20 protein-coding genes are annotated in these 21610 nt (G+C 66.8%); 14 read left to right on the top strand and 6 right to left on the bottom strand.

What is annotated here, in order from left to right:
• Positions 1-32: 32 nt before the first annotated feature.
• From MRY80_RS26425 to MRY80_RS26400, 6 genes are all read left to right on the top strand, one after another.
• Complete coding sequence (locus MRY80_RS26425; protein ID WP_293294758.1) at positions 33-1337, top strand: sugar ABC transporter substrate-binding protein; 1305 nt, start codon at positions 33-35, stop codon at positions 1335-1337.
• A gap of 109 nt (positions 1338-1446) precedes the next feature.
• Positions 1447-2325 carry a sugar ABC transporter permease gene (locus MRY80_RS26420; protein WP_293294756.1) on the top strand — a complete coding sequence of 293 codons (879 nt, stop codon included), beginning with the start codon at positions 1447-1449 and terminating at the stop codon, positions 2323-2325.
• 13 nt (positions 2326-2338) lie between these two features.
• Complete coding sequence (locus MRY80_RS26415; protein WP_293294754.1) at positions 2339-3169, top strand: carbohydrate ABC transporter permease; 831 nt, start codon at positions 2339-2341, stop codon at positions 3167-3169.
• A gap of 10 nt (positions 3170-3179) precedes the next feature.
• Positions 3180-4184 carry an ABC transporter ATP-binding protein gene (locus MRY80_RS26410; protein WP_293294753.1) on the top strand — a complete coding sequence of 335 codons (1005 nt, stop codon included), beginning with the start codon at positions 3180-3182 and terminating at the stop codon, positions 4182-4184.
• Positions 4181-4954 carry an L-iditol 2-dehydrogenase gene (locus tag MRY80_RS26405; RefSeq protein WP_293294752.1) on the top strand — a complete coding sequence of 258 codons (774 nt, stop codon included), beginning with the start codon at positions 4181-4183 and terminating at the stop codon, positions 4952-4954. Before MRY80_RS26410 ends, MRY80_RS26405 begins: the two co-directional genes overlap by 4 nt.
• A 5-nt stretch (positions 4955-4959) precedes the next feature.
• Positions 4960-6426, top strand: a complete 1467-nt coding sequence (locus tag MRY80_RS26400) for a mannitol dehydrogenase family protein (RefSeq protein ID WP_293294934.1) — start codon at positions 4960-4962, stop codon at positions 6424-6426.
• Between the two features lie 29 nt (positions 6427-6455).
• Here MRY80_RS26400 and MRY80_RS26395 read toward each other — a convergent pair whose 3' ends face one another.
• The 4 genes from MRY80_RS26395 to MRY80_RS26380 form a co-directional block, all read right to left on the bottom strand.
• Entirely contained in the window at positions 6456-6896 is a 441-nt protein-coding gene (locus MRY80_RS26395; RefSeq protein ID WP_293294750.1) for a hypothetical protein, read from the bottom strand.
• A 281-nt stretch (positions 6897-7177) separates the two neighbouring features.
• Positions 7178-7873, bottom strand: a complete 696-nt coding sequence (locus MRY80_RS26390; RefSeq protein ID WP_293294749.1) for an RraA family protein — start codon at positions 7871-7873, stop codon at positions 7178-7180.
• Between the two features lie 132 nt (positions 7874-8005).
• Positions 8006-8641, bottom strand: coding sequence for a nucleoside triphosphate hydrolase (locus tag MRY80_RS26385; RefSeq protein ID WP_293294748.1), 636 nt, complete (start codon positions 8639-8641; stop codon positions 8006-8008).
• 43 nt (positions 8642-8684) lie between these two features.
• Positions 8685-9107: a thioesterase family protein gene (locus tag MRY80_RS26380; RefSeq protein ID WP_293294747.1), complete on the bottom strand. Its 423-nt coding sequence runs from the start codon at positions 9105-9107 to the stop codon at positions 8685-8687.
• 282 nt (positions 9108-9389) lie between these two features.
• Here MRY80_RS26380 and MRY80_RS26375 point away from each other — a divergent pair, with 282 nt between their 5' ends.
• The 4 genes from MRY80_RS26375 to MRY80_RS26360 are packed head-to-tail and all read left to right on the top strand — an operon-like array spanning position 9390 to position 11770.
• Complete coding sequence (locus tag MRY80_RS26375) at positions 9390-9674, top strand: hypothetical protein (protein ID WP_293294746.1); 285 nt, start codon at positions 9390-9392, stop codon at positions 9672-9674.
• 31 nt (positions 9675-9705) lie between these two features.
• Entirely contained in the window at positions 9706-10641 is a 936-nt protein-coding gene (locus tag MRY80_RS26370; RefSeq protein ID WP_293294745.1) for a hypothetical protein, read from the top strand.
• Between the two features lie 17 nt (positions 10642-10658).
• A complete protein-coding gene (locus MRY80_RS26365; RefSeq protein ID WP_293294744.1) occupies positions 10659-11135 on the top strand; it encodes a hypothetical protein in 477 nt (158 codons plus the stop codon).
• Positions 11132-11770, top strand: coding sequence for a hypothetical protein (locus tag MRY80_RS26360; RefSeq protein ID WP_293294743.1), 639 nt, complete (start codon positions 11132-11134; stop codon positions 11768-11770). The genes MRY80_RS26365 and MRY80_RS26360 overlap by 4 nt, the downstream gene beginning before the upstream one ends.
• Here MRY80_RS26360 and MRY80_RS26355 read toward each other — a convergent pair.
• Positions 11758-12708: a hypothetical protein gene (locus MRY80_RS26355; protein WP_293294742.1), complete on the bottom strand. Its 951-nt coding sequence runs from the start codon at positions 12706-12708 to the stop codon at positions 11758-11760. The genes MRY80_RS26360 and MRY80_RS26355 overlap by 13 nt on opposite strands.
• Before the next feature lie 407 nt (positions 12709-13115).
• Between MRY80_RS26355 and MRY80_RS26350 the strand changes: the two genes are divergently transcribed.
• The 3 genes from MRY80_RS26350 to MRY80_RS26340 all read left to right on the top strand — a co-directional run bounded on the left by MRY80_RS26350 (position 13116) and on the right by MRY80_RS26340 (position 19244).
• The gene (locus tag MRY80_RS26350) at positions 13116-15236 is read left to right on the top strand and encodes a caspase family protein (protein WP_293294741.1); all 2121 of its coding nucleotides are present in this window, start codon (positions 13116-13118) and stop codon (positions 15234-15236) included.
• Positions 15237-15261: 25 nt separating this feature from the next.
• Complete coding sequence (locus MRY80_RS26345; RefSeq protein ID WP_293294740.1) at positions 15262-18120, top strand: CHAT domain-containing protein; 2859 nt, start codon at positions 15262-15264, stop codon at positions 18118-18120.
• Positions 18121-18194: 74 nt separating this feature from the next.
• Positions 18195-19244, top strand: a complete 1050-nt coding sequence (locus MRY80_RS26340) for a serine protease (RefSeq protein WP_293294739.1) — start codon at positions 18195-18197, stop codon at positions 19242-19244.
• Between the two features lie 71 nt (positions 19245-19315).
• Here MRY80_RS26340 and MRY80_RS26335 read toward each other — a convergent pair whose 3' ends face one another.
• The gene (locus MRY80_RS26335; protein WP_293294738.1) at positions 19316-20770 is read right to left on the bottom strand and encodes a patatin-like phospholipase family protein; all 1455 of its coding nucleotides are present in this window, start codon (positions 20768-20770) and stop codon (positions 19316-19318) included.
• A 145-nt stretch (positions 20771-20915) separates the two neighbouring features.
• Here MRY80_RS26335 and MRY80_RS26330 point away from each other — a divergent pair, with 145 nt between their 5' ends.
• Positions 20916-21608 carry a hypothetical protein gene (locus MRY80_RS26330; RefSeq protein WP_293294737.1) on the top strand — a complete coding sequence of 231 codons (693 nt, stop codon included), beginning with the start codon at positions 20916-20918 and terminating at the stop codon, positions 21606-21608.
• Positions 21609-21610 lie beyond the last annotated feature (2 nt).

Below are 21610 nucleotides of genomic sequence, written 5' to 3'. Positions count from 1 at the left end.
AAATGCCCGACAACGGCATTGGGAGGAAAATCATGAAAATCTTCGTTCGCGCCCTCCTGGGCGCGTCTGCGTTGTCACTCGCCGTCACGGGGGTCTCCGCCGAGACCCTGACCATCGCTACCGTGAACAATGGCGACATGATCCGCATGCAGGGGCTCACCGAGGACTTCACGGCCAAGACCGGCCATGACGTCGAGTGGGTCACGCTGGAAGAAAACGTGCTGCGCCAGCGCGTCACCACCGACATCACCACCAAGGGTGGCGCTTTCGACATCATGACCATCGGCATGTACGAGACCCCGATCTGGGGTGCGAACGGCTGGCTGGTCCCGCTGGACGACCTGAGCGCCGAATACGACGCCGACGACATCCTGCCGGCGATGGCAGGCGGCCTGAGCCATGACGGCACGCTCTACGCGGCACCGTTCTACGGCGAATCCTCGATGATCATGTACCGGACCGACCTGATGGAAAAGGCCGGGCTCGAGATGCCGGACGCGCCGACCTGGACGTTCATCCGCGAGGCCGCGGCCGCGATGACCGACCGCGACAACGACATCAACGGCATCTGCCTGCGCGGCAAGGCCGGCTGGGGCGAAGGCGGCGCCTTCATCACCGCGATGTCCAACTCGTTCGGCGCCCGCTGGTTCGACATGGACTGGAACGCCCAGTTCGACACCCAGCCCTGGAAGGACACGCTCGAGTTCTTCGTCGGCATGATGTCGGAATCCGGCCCCGCCGGCTACGCCACCAACGGCTTCAACGAGAACCTGTCGCTGTTCCAGCAGGGCAAGTGCGGCATGTGGATCGACGCGACCGTCGCGGCGTCCTTCGTGACCAACCCGAACGACTCGACCGTCGCCGACAAGGTCGGTTTCGCGCTCGCTCCGGACAACGGCCTCGGCAAGCGCTCCAACTGGCTCTGGGCCTGGGCGCTGGCGATCCCCGCCGGTTCGCAGAAGGTCGACGCGGCCAAGCAGTTCATCGAGTGGGCGACGTCCAAGGGCTACATCGAGCTCGTCGCTTCGAAGGAAGGCTGGGCCAACGTTCCTCCGGGCGCACGCAAGTCGCTCTATGAGAACCCGAACTACATGGACGTGCCGTTCGCCAAGATGACGCTGGACTCCATCCTGACCGCGGACCCGAACAACTCCACCGTCGAGCCGAGCCCGTATGTGGGCGTCCAGTTCGCGGCCATCCCGGAATTCGCGGGCATCGCGACCGAGGTCAGCCAGGAGTTCTCGGCAGTCTATGCAGGCCAGCAGAGCGTCGACGAAGCGCTCGCCAAGGCCCAGGCGATCACCAACGACGCCATGGAAGCCGCAGGCTACAAGTAAGCCATCCTCCCACCGGGGGGCGGCCACCGGCCGCCCTTCGGGCCTTTCGTCAAGTCCCTTACAAATACCGTTCTCGGCGGCGATTCCCGTCAACAGAGGAGGTGTGTCCATGGCTACCCAGCATTCCCGCTCCGCAGCCCGCCTGATGATGGCGCCCGCTGTGATCCTGCTTCTGGGATGGATGCTCGTCCCGCTGACGATGACCCTCTTCTTCTCCTTCAAGAAGTACCTGCCGCTCAGGGGCGATTCCCTCGGCAACGGGCTGGAGTGGGTCGGCTTCGAGAACTATGTGCGCTTCGTGTCCGCCAGCTCCTTCTGGCCGAGCGTCTTCACCACCCTTCTCATCGTCGGCGGCGTGCTCGTCATCACCGTCGTCCTCGGCATCCTGCTGGCGATCCTCCTGGACCAGCCGATGTGGGGCCAGGGCATCGTGCGCATCCTGGTGATCGCGCCCTTCTTCGTCATGCCCACCGTTTCCGCGCTGGTCTGGAAGAACCTCTTCATGGACCCGGTCAACGGCTTCCTGGCGCATGTCTTCCGCTTCTTCGGCGCGACGCCGGTCGAATGGCTGAGCCAGGCCTCGCTGCAGTCGATCATCATGATCGTCAGCTGGCAGTGGCTGCCCTTCGCGACGCTGATCCTCCTGACCGCCATCCAGTCGCTCGACAGCGAGCAGCTGGAAGCCGCCGAAATGGACGGCGCGCCGGTCACCTCGCGCTTCGTCCACATCGTGCTGCCGCACCTCGCCCGCGCGATCACCATCGTGATCCTGATCCAGACGATCTTCCTTCTGTCGATCTTCGCGGAAATCTTCGTGACCACCGGCGGCGCGTTCGGCACAAGGACGCTCACCTACCTGATCTTCCAGCGGGTGCTGGAGAGCCAGAATGTCGGCCTCGGATCGGCCGGCGGCGTCTACGCAATCATCCTTGCCAACATCGTTGCCATCTTCCTGATGCGCATCGTCGGCAAGAACCTGGACGCGTGAGGAGGACAGACCCATGGCCCGCGCAGTCACCACGCAACGCAAGACGATCAACACCGTCGTCGCCTGGGGGATCGGCCTGCTGATCTTCTTCCCGATCCTGTGGATCCTGATCCTGTCCTTCAAGGCGGAAGGCGACGCGATCAAGACGCCGATCGAGGTCCTGACATCGGCCTGGACCTTCGAGAATTACGGGGTCGTGCAGGAGCGCTCGGACTATTCCAAGCACTTCTTCAACTCCGTGATCCTGGCCTTCGGCTCGACGATCCTGGGGCTGATCATCGCCGTGCCCGCCGCCTGGTCGATGGCCTTCGTGCCGTCCAAGCGCACCAAGGACATCCTGATGTGGATGCTGTCCACCAAGATGCTGCCGGCGGTCGGGGTGCTCTATCCGATCTACCTCGTCTTCATCCGGCTGGGACTGCTGGACACGCGTGCGGGCCTGGTGATCGTGCTGATGCTGATCAACCTGCCGATCATCGTCTGGATGCTCTACACCTACTTCAAGGAAATCCCCGGCGAGATCCTGGAAGCCGCGCGGATGGACGGGGCGAGCCTGCGCGAGGAGATCCTCTACGTGCTGACGCCGATGGCGATCCCGGGCATGGCCTCGACCGTCCTCCTGAACGTCATCCTCGCCTGGAACGAGGCCTTCTGGACCCTCAACCTGACGGCGGCCAAGGCGGCTCCGCTGACGGCCTTCATCGCCAGCTATTCCAGCCCCGAAGGGCTGTTCTACGCCAAGCTTTCGGCGGCTTCGACCATGGCCATCGCGCCAATCCTGATCATGGGCTGGTTCAGCCAGAAACAACTCGTCCGGGGCCTGACCTTCGGCGCGGTGAAGTGAGGAGCGCAAGATGGGACGCATTCAACTCAAGCAGGTCAAGAAGTCTTTCGGCGACGTCACCGTCATCCCGCCGCTGGACCTGGAAATCAACAATGGCGAGTTCGTCGTCTTCGTCGGCCCGTCGGGCTGCGGCAAGTCCACGCTGCTGCGCCTGATCGCCGGGCTGGAGGACGTGACCGGCGGCGTCATCGAGATCGACGGCGCCGACGCCACGGCCATCCCGCCCGCCAAGCGCGGCCTGGCGATGGTGTTCCAGTCCTACGCGCTCTATCCGCACATGACCGTGCGCAAGAACATCGCCTTCCCGCTGCGCATGGCCAAGGTTCCCGCCGACGAGCAGGAACGGCGGATCACCAACGCGGCCGAGGTGCTGAACCTGACGCCCTATCTGGACCGCCGGCCGGGCCAGTTGTCCGGCGGCCAGCGCCAGCGCGTCGCGATCGGCCGCGCCATCGTGCGCGAACCGGCGGCGTTCCTGTTCGACGAGCCGCTGTCGAACCTCGACGCGGCGCTGCGCGTCGGCATGCGACTTGAGATCTCGGAGCTGCACAAGCGCCTGAAGACCACGATGATCTACGTCACCCACGACCAGGTGGAGGCCATGACCATGGCCGACAAGATCGTGGTGCTGCATGCCGGCGTGATCGAGCAGGTGGGATCGCCGCTGGAACTCTACCGCGCGCCGCGCAACCTGTTCGTCGCCGGCTTCATCGGCTCGCCGAAGATGAACTTCATCGAGGGCGCGGAAGCGGCGAAATACGGCGCCCACACGATCGGCATCCGGCCCGAGCACATCGACGTCTCGGAGGCCGAGGGCCCGTGGCGCGGCACCGTCGGCGTGTCCGAGCATCTCGGCTCCGACACCTTCTTCCACATCCAGGGCACCGGCCTGGTCGACGCGCTGACGGTGCGGGCGAGCGGCGAAGTGGGCCTCAATCGCGGCGACACGATCTTCATGACGCCGCAGGCCGACAAGATCCACCGCTTCGACGCGCAGGGATTGCGGATCGGATGAAACGGCTCGACGGCAAGTCGGCGCTGATCACCGGAGCCGCGCGCGGCATCGGCAAGGCGTTCGCGCAGGCCTATCTGCGCGAGGGCGCGTCGGTGGCGATCGCCGACATCAACCTGGCGGGCGCGCAGGCGACCGCCGCCGAACTGGGCAGCGCCGCCATCGCCGTCGAAATGGACGTCACCAGGCAGGAGAGCGTCGATGCGGCGGTCACGGAGACCGTCGACAGGCTGGGCCGGATCGACATTCTGATCAACAATGCGGCGCTGTTCACCGCCGCGCCGATCGTCGAGATCACCCGCGAGGACTACGCCCGCGTCTTCGACATCAATGTCGGCGGCACGCTGTTCACGCTGCAGGCGGTCGCGCGCCACATGATCGAACGGGGCGGCGGCGGCAAGATCATCAACATGGCGAGCCAGGCGGGACGGCGCGGCGAAGCGCTGGTCGCCGTCTATTGCGCCACCAAGGCCGCCGTCATCTCGCTGACCCAGTCGGCCGGACTGGACCTGATCAGGCACGGCATCAACGTCAACGCCATCGCGCCCGGCGTGGTCGAGGGCGAGCACTGGCTCGGGGTCGACGCCTTCTTCGCCAAATATGAGGGGCTGGCGCCCGGAGAGAAGATGAAACAGGTCGGCGCTGCCGTTCCCTACGGCCGCATGGGCCGCGCCGAGGACCTGACCGGCATGGCCGTGTTCCTGGCTTCCAAGGAAGCCGATTACATCGTCGCCCAGACATACAATGTCGACGGCGGCAACTGGATGAGTTGATGACCATGGCCACGAAGCTGTCGCTTGCCGCATTGCCCGCGCTTCCCGAAAATGTCGCGAAGCCCTCCTATGGCCGCGAGGACCTCTCCCCCGGCATCGTCCATATCGGCGTCGGCAATTTCCACCGCGCCCACCAGGCGATCTACCTGCACCGGCTGTTCGAGACCGGCGAGGACCGCGACTGGGCGATCGTCGGTGGCGGCGTGAAGCCCTATGACGCCGCGATGCGCGCCAAGCTGGAAGGCCAGGACTGGCTGACCACGGTGGTCGAACTCGACCCGAACGGCTTCTCGGCGACGGTGAGCGGCTCGATGATCGGCTTTGCAGACGTCGACCCGGACGCGCTGATCGAGACGATGACCCGGCCCGAAATCCGCATCGTGTCGCTGACCGTGACCGAGGGCGGCTATTTCGTCGATGCCAAGACCGGCGGGTTCGACGCCTCGCATCCCGACATCGTGGCCGACCAGGCCGACCCCGACCATCCGAAGACGGTGTTCGGCCTGCTGATCGCCGCGCTGATGCGCCGGCGCGAGGCCGGCACCCCGCCCTTTACCGTCATGTCCTGCGACAACCTGCCGGAAAACGGCCATGTGGCGCGCAACGCCGTGCTCGGGCTGGCGGCGGGCCGCGCCGACGGATCGCATGACTGGATCGCCGAGAACGTCGCCTTTCCGTGCGGGATGGTCGACTGCATCACGCCGGCCACCGGGCCGCGCGAGATCGCCATCGTGCGCGACCAGTTCGGCGTCGAGGACGCGGCGCCGGTGATCTGCGAACCGTTCCGCCAATGGGTGCTGGAAGACAATTTCCCGCAGGGGCGCCCGGCGCTGGAGACAGTCGGCGTGGAATTCGTCGAGGACGTCGCGCCCTACGAACTGATGAAGCTGCGCATCCTCAATGGCGGCCATGCGACGATCGCCTATCCGGCCGGGCTGATGGGCATCCATTACGTGCACGAGGCGATGGCGGACCCGCTGGTCTCGGGCTTCCTGGCCAAGCTCGAATTCTCCGAGATCATCCCGACCGTGCCGGAGATCGCGGGCGTCAGCCTGACGGGCTATTACGAGAAGATCGTCGAGCGCTTCTCCAACGCCGCGGTGGGCGACACGATCCCGCGGCTCTGCCTCGACGGCTCCAACCGGCAGCCGAAATTCATCCTGCCGACCGTCGCCGCGCGGCTGGCCGCAGGACAGACGGTGGACGGGCTGGCGCTGGAAGTCGCGCTGTGGTGCCGCTACTGCGCCGGAACGGACGACAAGGGCAACGCGATCACGATCGAGGACATCGCCGCCGAACGGCTGACGCGACAGGCGCTGGCGGCGCGCGAGGATCCCTCCGCATGGCTTTCCATGCACGACATCTTCGGCGATCTCGGCCAGGATCCGGCCTTCGCCGACGCCTTCGCCGCGGCCTTGAACAGCCTTTGGACCAAGGGCACGGCCGCGACCCTGCAGGACTATATCGGATAAGGCTTCGAGCCTGACGCGGCCGAGCCGCGTCAGCGCACGGTGGGCGTGCGCCGCTTGCCGAAACGCGGCGGCTCTTCCTGGCGCACGACGCGCTCGCCGCCGCCGGGCGGGTCCGAAAACGGGCTGCGCGGCAGGCGGTTGATCATCTCGCGCTCCTCGCGCTGCCGGCTCCTCGACGCGTATCCGCCACGCACGCGCCGCGTGCCGGCGCCGGAGATGGCCGTTTCGGCGGCGATGTCGAGCACCAGAACCGCCCGGAACTCCCGCTCGAAGCCGGCGACGAGCGCCTTTCGCCCGTCATGCAGTTCGATCAGGAGCAGGCAGTCGCCCACGTCCTCGTTGGCGAAGGTGGGAACGATGTTCTCGATCGGCCCGAGGATCGCCGCGGCGTCCAGGCCCCAGTCGAGGCTGCTCCCGATCGACGCATGATTGTCATGCGTGACCGGCTCGATCCGCTTCACCTTGGCCAAAGGTATGTTTTCAAAGGCAAATTTCGATACGGGGAACACGAGTCCCTGTATGATGCCCTCTTCTGAAGTCCGGACCGCCAAGTCGGCGTCCGAACGCCAATCTCCGCACAGTATCTTCATCTCTTCCGCCCCACGGAATGCTGAGGAGGCCATCGTGTTCCTCGGCCGGGGTAGAGTCAATTGCCAAATACTGGCACTGCCCGAAACTGAACTACATCACGCCACGTAATGACTTTCAAACATGCCAAATATTATATAATAGAAATATTACTAGGTCACTTTCAGCTTCTGGTCTCTTCGAAGCGCGCCCAGACGGCTTCGAACATCTCGACATTGAAGTCGGGCCTGCGCGCGGTTTCCAGCACGACCTTCTCGGACTCAAGCACAAGGCGCACGGCGTCCTGCAATCCGCCGACGACTTCCGGCGGAATGACGACGGCGCCGTGCCGGTCGGCATGGATGAGATCGCCCTGGCGCACCGTCAGGCCGAAGACCTCGACCGGCATGCCGAAGCCGGTGACGTGGACGAAGGCGCGGCTCGGCCCGACCGAGCCGGCGATGACGGGAAAGCCGTCGGGCAGGTTTCCGAGATCGCGCACAAGGCCGTTGGTGACCGCGCCGGAGAGGCCCAGCCCCTTGTGCACGGTCGCGTTGATCTCGCCCCAGAACGCGCCGACGCAGTCGGGATAGTCGATGTCCTCGACCACCGCGATCGCCGGATTTCGCGCCGCGGCCATGTGGCGGTAGTAGTCGAGGCGGCGTTCGCGCACGGATTCCGGGGTTTCCGGCGACGGGAAGCGGCCGGCGACCTTGCCGGTGGAGGCGTAGCCGACCATGGGCGGCGCGTCCGGGGCGGTCGCGAACGGGGTGCCGCGGGTGAAGGCGGCGAAACCGCCCCGGCCCAGCGCGGTTTCAATGGCGTTGCAGACCGTCGGCGTGTCGACCGTCGCCAGCAGTTTCAGAAGTGCGTCGTCCATCGTCCCGTCTCCAAATCGCGCCGTCTCGCGGACGGCTTGCTGCGTCGATGGTGCACAAGGGCGGCGACAATTGCCAGCCCGCAAATGCCGGATTTCGCGACAAGTTTCGCAGTGCGGCAATCTGCCGTCGGGTCAGGTGCGGATCCTGAAATCGGCCTCGACGCTGCCCTCGATGACGCGGCGCGCATTGACGAGATCGTTGCCCTCGACCTTCGTGGCGATGACCTCCGGCGGCAGGTTGAAGCCCCGCCACCGCGCCTCCAGCCTGTCGCGCAGGACGTCGAGCGTCGCGTCGATCGACACCGTCACGTCGAAGAGCGGGCGCAGTTGCGACCATGGCGCCTCGTCGAGCAGCAGGTAGTTGCCCTCGGCGACGACGATGCGGATGTCGCGGGCGATCATCCGGGCGCCTGCGCGGGCAACCTCGATGGCGCGGTCGAAGACCGGCACGGCGACCGCGTCTTCCTCGTTGGCGCGAAGCCTGCGCAGCATGTGGGCGAAACCGCCGACGTCGAAGGTGTCGGGCGCGCCCTTGCGCGCACGCCGGCCCAATTCGTCGAGCAGGCCGTCGTCATAGTGATAGCCGTCCATCGGCAGGATCGCGGCGGCGCCCGGATCGGCGCGGTTGATCCGCTCGACCAGATCCTCGGCGAGCGTCGACTTGCCGGAACCGGGCGCGCCGGCGAGCGCGACGATCAGGCGCCCTGCCCCGGCGCGGGCGATCAGCGCTTCCGCGAGGCTTGAAGGTTCGATGTCGCGGGCAACCATGGGCTCCTCCGAATGTGTGCGACGCCGCGTGCCGGACGCGGCCTCAATCCGCCTCAGCCAGCATGGCCTCGGACGCGGCGCGGATTTCCGGCAGAAGCGGCACGGCGCGCCTCGATTTGAGGTCGAACTGCGTGGTGACGACTTCCAGTTCCGCGGCGGTCTCGCCGGTGTGGCGGTCGCACATGCGATAATGCGTCGTCAGGGACTTGTTGCCCACCCGCACGACGCGGCCGAAGACGACGGTCAGCGCGCCGGCGTTCAGTTCGGCGACGAAGGTGGTCGTCATCTTCACGTCGGCAAAGCCGATGCCGGCGGCCAGATGATCCGGCGTGAAGCCGAGCGCGGCCAGGAGGTGGTAGGAGGCGTCGTCGAACATCGCGGTGTAATGGCGCGTCGTCATGTGGCCCATGGAATCGCACAGCCACGGATGCACGACGCCGCGATAGCATTCGATCCCCTCGCCCATGACCGTCGTCCTCCACGTTGCCCCGGTGACAGTCCGTCTTAAGGCTTTCGCGCCACAAGGCAATGCGGTCGCGGCGCGGCCGTCTCGGGCAGCAACACGATTTCCCCAACGAATTCCTTGTGCTAACCATCCGGGCATCGCGGGCGACGGGGCCGTGCCGCGATTTCGGCGCGATCGCCCGATAGACGCCGGACGCTCACAGGGACAGAAGACATTGGCGACGACCAGACACGCACGACCGGCACCGCGTTTCCCTTCCCCCCGCATCCGGCGCAGACATCCATGATTGCCGTGCTTGCCTATGCCGGCATCGCCGGCCTCGTGTTGAGCCTCGCCATCGGCATTCTCGGCGCCGTGATGGCGACGCGGTCCTGGCCCGCCCATGCCGCCGACTGCCGGGCGCGAAACGAGCGGCCCGGGCTGATCTGGTCGAGCCGCTATCTCGACACGATCGAGCCGGAACACCGCCGGCTCGTCGCAAAGCGCGGCGTTCTCCTGTTCTCGGCGGGACTTGCGGGCGCGGTGCTCTTCTTTCCCTTCGTCCTGCTTTCGGGACTGGCCTCGTGACGGGCCCGCGGACACGGGGCGGCGACGCGGCATGAGGCTCGTCTCGACTCTGTTCATGGGCGCCATCGCGCTCATCGTCCTCCTCGGCCTGTGGCTCACCGGCTCGCCGCCGGCCATCTCGATCTTCTGGGACCGGGCCGAAGCCACCGTCATGCGCCACGACACGCGGCAGGTGGACGACGGCTGGGGCAACGACCAACGCACCGACCCGATCGTCGAGGTCGTGAGCGGAAGCCGCGTGCGCACGCCGATCCGGCTCCTCGTCCGGGACGCGACGGAGGAGCGCGACACGCTCGTCAGCCGCTGGCCCGTGGGCCTGACGACGGCGGTGCGCATCGCGCCCGACGGCAGGATCGCCTACCCGTCCGACTGGCGGCCCTTCATGCTCGTGCCGGCGACGGTGGCGACCGTGGTCCTGGCGCTGATCGGATACGTCCTCCTGCGGCCGTTCTTCGACGCGCGCTGGCGCCGGCAGGGCGGCCCCGCGGCACGCAAGAACGCCGGCGGGGCGTTCCGGCCCTTCGCGCTGCTGTTCGGCGTGATCTTCACCGGCACGCCGCTGTTTCTGGCCTATGTCTTCTGGACCTTCGGCGACCCGCCGCCCTACTCCATCACATGGCCGCGCCACGCCGTGACGGTCCTTGCCGCCGACATTCGTCGCCACCAGGTCGGCAACGGCACCGTCGCCGCCTATCTCGACGTCACCGTGGACGCGCCGGACGGTTTCGCCGATGGCGGCGTGCCGCTTCTCGGCGTCACCTATGGCTGGGTGCCGATCCCCGAGGCCGAGGCGCTGCGGCAGGACCGCTACCTGCCGGGCGAGACCGTGCGGGCGATGCAATCGCCGAATGGCGACCTTTATGTCGTGCGCTGGCGCTTCCCCGATTTCCTCGCCCTGATGATCATTCCGCTCGCCCTGATCAGCGTGCCGATCGGCCTCTTCGCCTTCCGGCTGGCCTTCGTGTGAGCTGCGGGAGGGACGGCATGACATTCGCGCAGACCCTCGCGGCGACGATCCGGATCGGGACCCATGCGGCCGGCGTGGCCGGCTTCGTGGCGAGCGCCATCGTGGTCGCCATCATCGCCGACGACTTCATGGAGACCAAGCTTTCCTTCGTCCTGGCGGTGTCGGCGATGGTGGCGGCGACGGCGACCATGGCGCTGTTCTGGCGGTGGCTGACGCCGACGCCCACCGGTTTCAGCTATTGGCGGGCGGGACTCGCCGGCGCGCTGTCGGCGATCTCGTCGTCGATGCTGATGTGGCTGCCGACCATCGCCTTCACCTTCCAGCCCGTGGTCGGGATGCTGGCGGAGAAGTCGGAGATGCACCTGCTGCTGCCCGGCATCCTCTATCTCTCCGTGATGACCATCGTCTTCAGCGGCTGGGTCACCGTGCCGGCCGCCATCGTCGCGGCCTGCCTGGTGACGCTGTGGGCGCGGCGCAGGATGGAGACGCCATGAGCGACAAACCCCCGACCGACGACACCCGGTCCGGCTACAAGCCGGCGCTGCTGCGCGGCCGCGAATTCTTCGAGGCGGGGACGCGCGACCTGATCTGCACCGATGCCGACGGCGCCGAGAAATGGCGCATCGCCTGGCACGACATCGACGGCCTCGCCTATGTGCAGCACAGGATGCGCGGCATGCGGCTGAGCCGGCTCGACCTCAAGCCGCGCGGGACGGCGCCGAAGCGCTCGCTGTCCTGCACCAGCCCGGCAGCGAGCGCGCATTCAGATCCCGAATTCATCGGGTTTCGCGCCTCGGTGGCGCTCGTCGCGGACCGGCTGGCCGAACTGGCGCCCGACCTGCCGGTGACGATCGGCGAATATGGCCGCTCGCGGCACTGGATATTCGCCATCGGCGCGCTCACGACGGTCGCAGCGCTGACGATCACCGTGCTGGCGACCGCCGGCGGAAGGGGCGACGCGCTGGTCGGCGAGGCGCTCGTTCCGCTCGGCATGATGTTCCTGATGGGCATCGCCCTCCTCATCGGCAACGCGCCGTGGCGCAAGCCGCCGCAGGTGCCGGTGAAGTCCTTCGCCAAGGCGCTGCAGGACATGGACAAGGAACCGGAAGCGGACGATCAGCCCGGCTGACGCGCGTCGATCCAGCTGCCGTCGATTGCCGCGTATGACACCGCGATGGCGGTGAAGCCGATCTCGTCGATCTCGTCTCGAAGCCTTTCGGCCAGCGCCCGCGCCTCGCGGAAATGCGCCTGCTCCTCCTCCGGCGTCCAGTCGCGGGCCAGGGACAGGTCGAGCGGTTCGAAGATGTCGTCGAAACGGTCCTGCCAGGCGAGGAGATCGCGGCAGAGGTCGGCGGCGTCGAACAGGCTCTGCGGCGACACGCGGCGCGCCTGCCCGTCGTGAAAGACGGCCTCCAGCGGCCACTGGTCCTGCTCGGCGGAGAGCCGGAGCGCCACGAGGTCCGCCAGCGCGACATCGTCTTCCGCGTCCTCGCCGGCGTCGAGGTCTAGACCCGCCAATGGCGAGGCGACGTCTCGCGACGCCTTCACGCCGTAGACCATCCAGACGACGAAACCCGCGACGGCGAGCGCCACGGCCACGGTGGCCGGCAGACCGGCGCCCGCGACCGGCAGGAGCGCGCCGCGCGCGCCGGCGAAGATGACGCCGACCGCGACAACGCCATAGATGATCGCCGCATTGGTCGTCTGTCTGCGCCCGCGCGGATCCGGCGGTTCGTCGACGTCGAAATAGCGCGGCGCGGCGACCAGGATGTAGACGACCTGCTGCAGGAAGCCGGCGACGAAGGCCCAGATCGCCAGCGACGACAGCGCGACGAGGCTCGCGCCCGAGGCGAATGTCACGACGGTGCCGGCGAGAAGCCAGATCGTGCGGGCGCGGTCGGCCGCGTCGGGCTGCGCCCCGCCGAGCGCGTCCAGGGCCCGGTCGATCAGCATCTCCGTGCGGATGTGGCGGCAGGCGAACCAGCCGGCGAAGACGTAAAAGGCGCCGGCGAGCAGGAGAAGAATACCCGCGGGGCTGGCGAGACGATCGAAGTAAGCGGTCAACATAGGCCGGATCTGTGGTTTGTTTGGCCTGTCACGGGCCCATTTTTTGCCATATTGCAGCGTGGCACAGTGGTTTTTCCGTCACGCCAGTGCAACACGCCGAAAGAAAGCGATTACTTTTTCAGGGTAAGCCGCTTGCAAGAAATTGCACCTGGCTTACGCTGCGAAATGCCAAAATTCCAAGGAGGGGACGGCGAATCTTGACGGGTGGGGTCGGAATGCGGAGGCAGATTTCGGACCTCGGCAGATCACCAAAGATGACAGTCCGCAAGATTTTGCGAGAACCGCCAAAATTTTTCCATGCTTGCCGCAATGCTATGCAGCACAACCCTGCCGGGCGTGTGTTCGGCACGCGGCAGGGCGAGCATCGCGCCGGGGAGGCTGCGGTGCGCAATCGAGGGATCAGGATGATGACATGGGCATCCAGCGCGGCACGTGCCGCCTTGTTCGCCGGGATGACGACGGTCGTCCTTTCGGCAGCGCCGGCATGGGCGCAGACCAATCGGGCGCTGATCGTGGCGGTTTCGGAATATCCGGAGCTCGACCCGACGCTGTGGCTGACCGGCCCCGCCAATGACGCCAGGCTGGTGCGCAGCTACCTGCTCGACAACGCGCCGATCGAGTTCTTCGATTCCAACATCGCGGTCCTGGCCGACGGCGTGGACGATTCCAAGGCGCCGACCGGCGACAACATCCGCGCCGCGCTCGCGACGCTCGCCAGCGAGACCGAGCCGGGCGACTTCGTGCTGCTGCATTTCTCCGGCCACGGCTCGCAGGCGCCGGCCCTGCAGCCGGGCACCGAGCAGGACGGGCTCGACGAGTTGTTCCTGCCGGCCGACGTCGCCGGTTGGGACCAGAAGACGGGCACCATCCGCAACGCGCTCGTCGACGACGAACTGGGCGCGATGATCAACGCGATCATCGACAAGGGCGCCCGCGTCTGGGCGGTGTTCGACAGCTGCCATTCCGGCACCGTCACGCGCGCCGGGATCACCGCCGGCGATCCGCTGGACGCCGAACGCTCCCGCAAGCTCAGCCCGCTGGCGCTGGGCGTGCCGCAGGAGGTGCTGGACGCCGTCGAGCCGGTGCGCACCCGCTCCGGCAATCCGCAACCGGAAGCGGCGACGCTGGAAACCGTCGACGACGGCGACGGCGCGTTCGTCTATTTCTACGCGGCGCAAACCAACGAGACGACGCCGGAGATGCGCCTGCCCGCCGACGACCCGGACCGGGTGTCGCACGGGCTCTTCACCTTCACGCTGTTCGAGACGCTGGCCCAGAACCCGGCGCTGACCTATCGCCAGCTCGGCGAAGAGGTGCTGCGCCGTTATTCGACGGGCTATCGCGCCCAGCCGACGCCGCTCTTCGAAGGGTCGCTCGACACGCCGGTCTTCGGCAGCGACATCGGCGAAGGCGGCCGGATACAGCAATGGCCGGTCAAGCAGGACGGCGCGGCGAAAGTGTTCTCCGCCGGACGCCTGCACGGCATCTCGGTGGGCGACGAACTGGCGTTGCTGGACAGCCCGGCGGCAAGCGACGACGCCAAGCTGGCGACGATCCGCGTCACCAAGACGGACGAGTTCAAGTCGGAATTCGAGATCGTCGACGGCGGCTTCGTGCTGCTCGAACCGGGCTATTACGCGCGCAAGCCGGCGGAAGAGCTGCGCTTTTCCATCACCGCGGCCATGCCGGACCAGGACAAGCTGACGGATGCCGAGCGCGAGGCGGTCACGGCGGTGATCGACACGTTGCGGGAGACGGACCGCGAGGGCCTTCGCCTCGAACTGGTCGGCCCCGGCGAACGCGCCGACATCTACCTGCAGGCCGCCGACGGCGCCGTCTGGCTGCTTCCGGTCGGCTCGGAATGGATCAAGGACGGCGCCAACAAGACGATCTCGGTGCAGTTCGACGGGCGCGACGCGGGCGAGGCCGCCGGCCTCCTGGCCGACACGCTGGCGCGGATCGCGCGGGTCACCAACCTGATCCGGCTCGGCGATTCCTTCGGCAACGGCGAAGGCGGGCTGGAGGTCACCTATCTGGTGAAATCCGCGCGGACCGGCGAGATGACGCCGATCGCGCCGCCGGCGATCCCGCGCGTGGAACCGGGCGACGAACTGTTCGTGGAGGCCCGCAACACCAGCAACCGACCGCTCGACCTCAACATCCTCTATGTCGGCGTCAGCTACTCGATCGACTTCATGTATAACGGCCGGATCTTTCCCAACGAGACGCTGCGCGACGGCGTGCTGGATTTCGTCGAGGGCGAATACGGGCGCGAGCGGCTGATCAACATCGTCACGCAGGCCGATCCGCAATCGGCGCTGGCGGATTTCGGCTGGCTGGCGCAGCCGGCGATCGGCCGCACCCGCGAGGCGGCGGCGGAGGAAGGCGGCGGCTTCGGCGACATGCTGGCGGAGGCGGGCTTCGGCGAGACGACCCGTGCCGCTCAGCGCAAGTCGCGCGAGGACAAGAGCTCCGGCATCGCACAGGTCGTGCTGGAGACCGTCGCGCCCGGCACGCTGGAAGACTGACATTGGCGGGGACGAGGACAAGCTCATGAGGCAGTTCTTCAAGACGACCACGGTCGCTGTTTCCGTCCTGCTCGCCGGCGTGGCGAGCACGGCGCTCATCGCCGCTTCCGCATCGGCCCAGGAGGTTGTGGAAGACACGCCGATCGACCCCGCGCTGGTCGAAGCGGCGAAAGAAGGCAACGCCGCCTCGCTCTACGATCTCGGCTGGGCCTATCTCGACCGCGAGGAAACGAGTGCGGCGGCGGAGGCCTTCCGCAAGGCCATCGACGCCTATGGCGACGCCGCGGGCGAGGACCTGAAGTGGAAGGCCGAGACCTTCGCCAGCCTCGCCGGCATTCATCTCAATACGGGCGACGCCGCCGATCTGGAGCTTGCCGAAGATTATTATCTGAAGGCCGTGGACCTCTATTCGCAGACCGAGGGCGAAGACCTCGGCAGCCTGAGAGTGGCCCTCTACAATCTCGGCTGGATCTACAGCAGCAGGGGCGGCGCGGAGAATCTCGACCGCGCCCGCACCTACATGAAAGCCGCGCTCGACGCCTATGCGGGCGCCCAGGGCGACGACCTCAAGTGGCAGGCCGCGCTCCACTCCGCGATCGGTCACGTCGACATGTCGTCGGCCCGGTTCAACGACGCGATCCAGTCCTTCGACGCCGCCGGCGCGATCTGGCAGGAGATCGGCGATCCGGCGAGCAAGGCGCAAAGCCTCGTGGACAAGGGCATGGCGCTGCAGGGCCTGTCGAAATACCAGGACGCGATCGGCTTCTTCAAAGAGGCGCGCGAGATCCTCGTCCCGACCACCGGCGAAGTCAGCTCGCAAGTGGCCGACACCTATCTCAACGAGGGCATCAGCCTGGAAGGCCTGACCGACTACGACGCCGCGCTGGAGACCTATGACAAGGCGCTGCAGCTCTATTCCGAGGCGCTCGGGGACGACGCGGTGCAGATCGCCTGGGTCACCAACAATGTCGCCTGGGTGCAGCGGCGCCTGGGGAATTTCGAGGCCTCCAAGGCCGCCTTCCTGCAGGCCGAGCCGATCATCGCGACCCTGGAGGGCCGCTATTCGTTCAATCACAGCAAGGTCGCGATCAATCTCGGCATCATCGAGCATTATCTCGGCGACCAGGACGCCGCGATCCGCTGGACGATGGACGCGATGCCGTTCATCCAGGCCAATCGCGAGATCACCCTCGACGACCAGCGATGGGCCTTCGACACGCTGGCGCGGGCCTTCCGCGCCAAGGGCGACCGCACCCGCGCGATCGCGTTCGCCAAGCTCGCCGTCAACGCCCAGCAGTCCATCCGCTCGGCCAACAGCGCTCTTTCCGCCGGCGAGAGCAAGGAATTGCAGGACGAATGGCGCTGGCTCTACCAGCACCTCGCCGACATGCTGATCGAGGAAGGCCGGTTCACGGAAGCCCAGGCCGTGCTCAACATGGAAAAGGAGCAGGAGGTCTTCGAGTTCCTGCGCCGCGACGGCAGCGCCGACCTGCGCGACACGCGGGCGATCCTCAACGATTCCGAACTCGGCGAGCAGGAGAAGATCACCGCGATCGCCGCGTTTCCCCTGAGCGCCGCCCAGGAACTGGACCGGCTGGTCGCCAAGTTCCGCGCGGGCGATGCCTCCGACGACGACAAGGGACGGATGCTGCTCCTGCAAAAGAGCGTGCAACTGGCGGTCAACGACTTCAACACGCAGGTCGACGCGTTCCTGGCCAGCGTCACGGACCAGAACCAGGAGATCTACAAGGAGAGGCTGGACGCCGTCGGCTCCTACCAGGCGCTCTTGGAGACGTTCGAGGACAAGACCGCGATCCTGCAGGTCGCGGCGATCGACGACGCGACGCATATCTTCCTGACGCTGCCGGAACTGACGCTGCACCGAAAGTCCGACGTCTCGAAGGCGGACCTGTCGCGCATGACCTTCGACGCGCTGGTGTCCATCGAGGCGCTGGACCCGGCGGCCAACGACAAGCTCGCCGCGCTCTATGACGTGCTGGTGCGGCCGGTGGCCGACACGCTCGAGGAAGCCGAGGTGAAGGTCGTGATGCTCAATCTCGACGGCTTCCTGCGCTACGTGCCCTTCGCGGCGCTCTATGACGGGAAGCGCTATTTCGTCGAGGACTATGCCGTCTCGCTCTACACGACCTCGGTGCAGACCCAGTTCAAGCGCGGCGACCGGGCGGCCAACCGCAGCGCGGGCTTCGGCGTGACGGCGGCGCATCCGGGGTTCTCCCCCCTGCCCGGCGTGAAGCGCGAGATCGAGACAATCTTCGCCGGCGACGACAAGGCGGGCGTGCTGGAGGGTCCGGTCGAACTCGACGAGGACTTCTCGGAGACGAGCCTGCAACTGACCCTGCTGCTGCAGCCGTCGATCCTGCACATTGCCAGCCATTTCAGCCTCATCCCCGGGCGCGAGGACGATTCCTTCCTGCTGCTCGGCGACGGAACGCATCTGGCGCTGTCGGACATCCGCAGCGAGCAGGCGCTGTCGTTCAAGGGCATCGACCTCGTGACCCTCTCGGCCTGCCAGACCGCGCGTGGCGGAGGCGGGGACGGGTCGGAAATCGAAGGCTTCGGCGCGACCGCGCAGCTGAGCGGCGCCTCCGCCGTCATAGCGTCGCTCTGGCCGGTGGCCGATGCCGCGACGGCCCGGCTGATGGGCGATTTCTACGACGGCATGGTGCGCCAGAACCTCTCCAAGGCCGACGCGCTGCGCGCCGCGCAGATGCGCATGCTGTCCGGCGAGACGGTGGTCGCCGCCGCCGACGCGGATGACGAGCGCGCCGCGCAATCGAAACAGAAACGCAAACGGACCGACCAGGCCGGGTTCTCGCACCCCTATTACTGGTCGCCCTTCATCCTTATGGGAAACTGGCTTTGAACCGTGAACGCCGCATGGCCAGCCCCGTTGACCCCGTCATCGCAAGAGACCCGAAAACCTCGAAAGGACCTGACATGAAATCACGACTGACGAAACTGGCAGGCATCGCCGTCGCGGCGGCCCTGCTTCCGACGATGTCCATGGCCGACCCGACCTGGGACGTGAAGGACGGCTCGCCGGACATGCCGTTCAACTTCGCCGCCAGCCCGGAAAAGGCAGCGATGCTGGAAGGCAGCACCGACGCCGAGCAGGGCCGCGTGCTCAACGGCAAGATCTCCGAGGACGGAGCCTGGCCGTGGCAGGTGGCGCTGATGCGCGTCGACGTCGAAAAGAGCGTCCTGTCGCAGTTCTGCGGCGGCTCGATGATCCAGAAGGACTGGGTGCTGACCGCTGCCCACTGCGTCGTCGAGAAGCGCGACGACGGCTATTACATCATCGATCCGGCGACCACGCGCATCATGGTCGGCACGAACCGCATCTCCAACGAGGGCGATTTCGTCGAGGTGTCCCAGATCGTCGTGCATGAGGGCTACGATCCGAACGGCTTCGACAACGACATCGCGCTGATCAAGCTCGGCCGCGTGCCGAACGCGTCGTTCAAGACGATCACGATCCCGACCGCCGAATATGCCGACGTGCTGGAACGGCCGGACACGAAGACGATCGTCACCGGCTGGGGCCGCACCGAGGCGGGCACCCCGTCGCGCGAACTGCGTGAAGGCGAGATCAAGATCATCGACCGCAACATCTGCAACGCGGCGATCATGGCCGGCCCGGTGAAGGCCGCCGCCGGCTATTTCCAGCAGGCCGCCAACGCGCTGTCGCTTTCGGGCGACGACGCCAACGCGATGTGGGACGAGCTGATGAGCCACGTGCCGACGCCGCTGACGGAAAACATGATCTGCTCGGGCACGCCGGAAGGTCCGCGCGGCGCCTGCGACGGTGACAGCGGCGGTCCGCTGGTCGTGCCGGTCGGCGACGGCAAGTTCATCCAGGCCGGCATCGTGAGCTGGGGCTTGGCCTCGGCCGACGGCGTGGGCTGCAACCGCGACGCCAAGTTCTCGGCCTATACGCGCACCGGCAACTATGCCGACTGGGTGCTGACCAAGCTCGGCTACAAGTAAGCGGCTGTCGCTTCACGACATCCGGAAGGGCGGCGGCAACGCCGCCCTTTTCTTTTGTCCCGGGGGCCGGCCTATCCGTCCGGCTGGACGCGGCGCTTGCCGCGCCGGGCGATGCCCTCGATGGAGCGCAGATAGGTGCGGAAGACCGCGTGCTGCGCCAGCGCCTGCCGGCCGGCGGAAATCGTCAGGTCGACCTCGTCGCGCGGCAGCTTCAGGCGCGTCGGCACCTTGTTCAGCCGCGCCTCCATCTTGTCGCCGAGCTGGTCGAAGCGCAGTTCGGCCACCGAGAGCTTCAGGTTGCGACAATTCCAGGTCTTCGGATCGCCGCCATATTTGCGCACCTCGGCCGGTTTCAGCGAGCAGCGATAGGCGATCAGGTCCTGCTGCCATTTCTTCATCGCGGCGTTGAAGGCGTCGAAGCCCTCGCGGGTGGCCGAGGCCATGGCGGTGTCGGCGATGGCGGAGACGAGTTCCAGCCCACCGGGGCCCGCGACTTCCGTCGCCCAGTCGCCGTCAAGCTCGCGCCCGGCATTGGAAACGATGAACAGCATGCGCTTCAGCGCGACCGCCTCCTCCTCGGTGAAGGGGGCATGCCGGGTCTGGGCGCGGGCGCGGGCGATCGAGATGCCCGTCAGGCCGAAATTGTCCGTCACCGCGCCGTCGAGCAGCTTGACGTAGCGCATCTTCTCCGGATCGCGGTAATTGCGCAGCGCCCGGGCATAGGCGCGCAGCGACGCCGACGCCTCGACATTGTGGGCCGCCGTGGTCAGCCATGCGGGCTGCTGGTAGCGGCAGCGCGGGCCGTATGCTTCCAGCACGATCGGGCTGAAGACGATCGGCACCGCCGCCGACGCCGCCACGGCCTCGGCGAGCGGCAATTTGCGCAGGTCGCTGCACAGGGCGCGGAACGTCTCCGGCTCGAAGGTGAAGGGCGTTCGGTTGTAGATGTCGGAGGCGTTGATCCAGGTCGTCGTCTTCTCGTTGCGATAGAGATCGCCGAAGGTCGCGCCCTTGAACAGGTTCTCGTCGAGCCAGCGGCCGAAGCCCTGCCGGCTGTTGACGCCGCCATTGGCGGCGCGCAGCAGGTTGACCGGATCGACCTTGGAGGTGCGCAGATACTCCTCGCCGTTGCGCAGCAGGAAGGCGCTCTTGAAGTCGGCGAAAGCGGCGTCGCCCTTCAGCCCGAAATAGGCTGCGGCGACCGAACCGCCGGAGACGCCCGACAGGAAGCGGACCTTGTCGAAGGCGCTGACGCCCTCCTCGCCCGGAAAGGGCGTCGCCTTCATTTCCTCCAGCACGCCCAGCGCGAAGGCCGCGGCGCGGGTGCCGCCGCCGGAAAAGGCCAGGGCGACGAAATCGGAAGCCGGCGCGTCGCTGTCGGCCTGGGTGGTGAAGCCCGGTTCGGCCGTCGGCTGCAGGTCGGAAAAGGAGTTGAGCGCACTGTTGACGGACACGCAGCCCGCGAGCGCCGTGGCGGCCAGCAAGGCCCCGGTCCGAGACCAGATTTTCGTTGGAAACCCCAGCATCGCCGCTTCCCGTTTTCGACTGCCCCACAATGTTCTAGGTCAAAGCGCGAGAACTGCCAAGCAGCGCGCCCACTGCCCTTTTGACGCCTGATTATTGCGAAATATCGACCGTCGGGGCATTCTTGAGCCGGCTGGAGGCGCATTCATGAGACTTCTCGGACGCAGCATCACTGTTCTTGCCATGACCGGACTTGCCGTTGCGGCAAATTCAACCGCCGGCCTCTCGGCCGAAGACGACCCGCAGGCACGGTCGCTGGAACTCATCAAGCTCTCACGGACACTGTATGAACGCGCGCTGGAACGGTCGGACCCGATCCTGATGCTGGCGGCGGCGCGGCTGCGCATGGACGCCGACGCCGAGCCGGGCAAGGTCGGCAGGACGGAGCCGTCCGGTTCGGACCTCGCGCCGCGCAACGGCCCGAATGCCAGTGGAGACGGGCAGGTTTTCTCGTCGGAACAATGGCTGCAACTGGCGGTGCGCCTGTCGAACGGCAGCTCGATCATCGCGGGGCTGGCCGACGACATCCGCAGCATGAAGCCGAAGGGGCTGGAGGAAGGCGGGATCTACACCGAGGCGACCATCGCCGCGCGCGGCAAGCGCTATCACTACGACCTGAACTTCGTCGGCGGCGCCTTCGCCGAGATCTACTCGGAAGGCCTCGGCCCGGCCGACATCGACATGTTCGTCTATGACAACAACGGCGCGCTGGTGTGCTCGCAGACCGACCCCAGCAACGTCAACCAGTGCGGCTGGACGCCGGGCGCGACCGGACCGTTCGACGTCACGCTGGAAAACAAGAGCGATTTCGCCGACACCTACGCGCTGATGACCAACTGACG

Source organism: Oricola sp. (genome assembly GCF_022763245.1).
In the GTDB taxonomy this organism is placed as follows: domain Bacteria; phylum Pseudomonadota; class Alphaproteobacteria; order Rhizobiales; family Rhizobiaceae; genus Oricola.
Note: the sequence above shows the minus strand (reverse complement) of the source record. Positions and strands in the feature narration are given on the sequence as shown.